We start from the raw sequence: 2,011 nt of genomic DNA, 5'->3' as shown, positions 1-2,011 counted from the left end.
CCGGAATGCGAGCAGGGGCGTGACTGAGGTTCGTCATGGGACGGATCTACGAAGGCGTTGTTTCAGCATGATCGCGTCAGAATCTGCATTGTTGCGTGGTGCGTTTCCGTGGGGCGCATCACGCACAGTCGGGCTGCGTATCGGCGCGCTGTGCTCGTCTGCCGAATATCGGACCTGCCGGACTGGGAGGAGGCACATGCGACCCCGAGGCAGGCAGGCTGCTATGCTTCCGGGGCTCCGTAGGGTGGTACAGGCGGTACAGGTGGTACCGCAGAGCAAAACCAAGCGAGCCCAGGTGGTACCGGGGCGAGACAGTGTGGTACCGGCAGGTTGTTAGCGAGGGACCGGTACCCCTCTGTACCACCCGCTCCGGTGATCTTCCCTTCGAGTACCGCCTAGAACACCTGTACCACCCGGTAGATAGCCAAGAGTTCGAAGCGAACCTGTTCTGTCCGAACCGCCATTCGGGTGCATTTCCAGAGTCAACCTAGCTGACGTTTCACCGCAGAGGTGTGCTCCGGCAAACCAAATATTTCTTGCCCTACTTGCAAGGATCTTAGGCATCCGACCTGGGGTGGAACCTGCCGCCCCGGGGCGCGTCGTCAGTGTAAACCTGAATACGTTGCCCAGGAGGAACATCATGCGTGCGCCAGCTTTCCTAGGAGTCCTCGCCGTCGCTCTGGCAGCCGCCACGCCAGCGCTGGCCCAAGTCTCCCCAAGCTCCAACATCAACAGCATCAACAATTCTCTCGCTGGACAGGCTCAGAGTCGCGCGGTTCAACAGCAGCAAACAACGAGTTCCAATACGCAGATGATGCAGAACAGGCGCAGCCGGTTGTCTCAGCCGACAGTCGGCTCTTCATCCACACCGCTTGTCCGGCGGCATCATCGGCGGTGATCTTGCGCCCGAGCGAGGAGGATCAACTACAGCACGGCATTTACAGCAGAGTTACGCTAACTGCCGCCTTCGGAAGCTGTCGTCACGACGAAAATACGTGCCATTGGATCTGAGCTCCTGAGCTGGGTGCCTGCAAAGCCTGGGGCACAATGACCGACCGTTCCCATCGCTCAACCCCGCCCGATACCGCCCTGAGGTTTACAACCTGCCTCGAGTACCACCCGTAACGCCTGTCCCGCCCGGAAAGGAGCGAGTATATTTGCGGGAAGCGATACATTCATCGCAGGCAGAACATCGAGTGCCATAGAGCAGCTCACGATCAGCGATGAACAATGGCGTGATCGATGTTTGGGCCGTGCTCGTCACGAATGGCACCGCCTTTACGTTCCGCTCACCAACCCTGCCTAGGCTGGGCCGTCGCGCAGAGGAAAGCAGGCGGTGATACTCGGTTTCTGGCTCGACCAACCGATCTGGCTGATGTTCGGCCTGCTCGCCCTCGTCTTCGCTGGCGCAGTGGCCCTAATCCGCCTCATGGCCACCGTGCCACCAACGCGTAACTTCTGCCTCAGTCTCGGCGGTGTCGTAGCTCCGTACTTCGGCTGCGTCTCGGTGCTGCTCGCGCTGCTCACCGGCTTCGTAGCCAACGACACCTGGGAACGGCAGAGACAGGCAGTCCGCGCCGTCCAGGCGGAACGTGATAGCGTGCTCGCAGCCTACGATCTCAGTATGGCCACCGCATCCGATATGTCTCACATCCGCGCCGACCTTGCCGCCTATCTCGATGCGGTGGTCACGGACGAGTGGGAGCGGATGCAGGATGGCGAGGCATCGCCGAAGGCGGGCGAGGCGCTGGACCGGCTACTCCAGGCTGTGGCGGCCCCACGCATCAGTGTCGAGGCTGGCCTGGCAGCGCATCAAGCCCTGCTCGATACGGTCATGCGGTTGCGAAGCGCCCGCGGTGACCGTCTGAGTCTCGCTCAATCCCGCATCGATCAGTCAAAATGGCTGACCCTGCTACGGCCTGTTCGGCCTTGAACGTGTTCCGTTTGCGGGCGTTTTGCTCCTCCTGACTGGGAGGAGCGATGCTGGACGACGTGGAATGGAGAAAGCTGG

The 2,011-nt window shown here is 61.1% G+C and carries 1 protein-coding gene; it reads left to right on the top strand.

Annotation, left to right across the window (positions count from 1 at the left end; genetic code table 11):
- The first annotated feature begins 1,336 nt into the window (after positions 1–1,336).
- Positions 1,337–1,933 (top strand): bestrophin-like domain, encoded by a 597-nt coding sequence (locus tag WDW90_RS36610; protein ID WP_336492640.1) that lies wholly within the window; start codon positions 1,337–1,339, stop codon positions 1,931–1,933.
- Positions 1,934–2,011 lie beyond the last annotated feature (78 nt).

Origin of the sequence: Methylobacterium nigriterrae, assembly GCF_037106235.1 — a bacterium.
Taxonomy (GTDB): Bacteria; Pseudomonadota; Alphaproteobacteria; order Rhizobiales; family Beijerinckiaceae; genus Methylobacterium; species Methylobacterium nigriterrae.
Note: the sequence above shows the minus strand (reverse complement) of the source record. Positions and strands in the feature narration are given on the sequence as shown.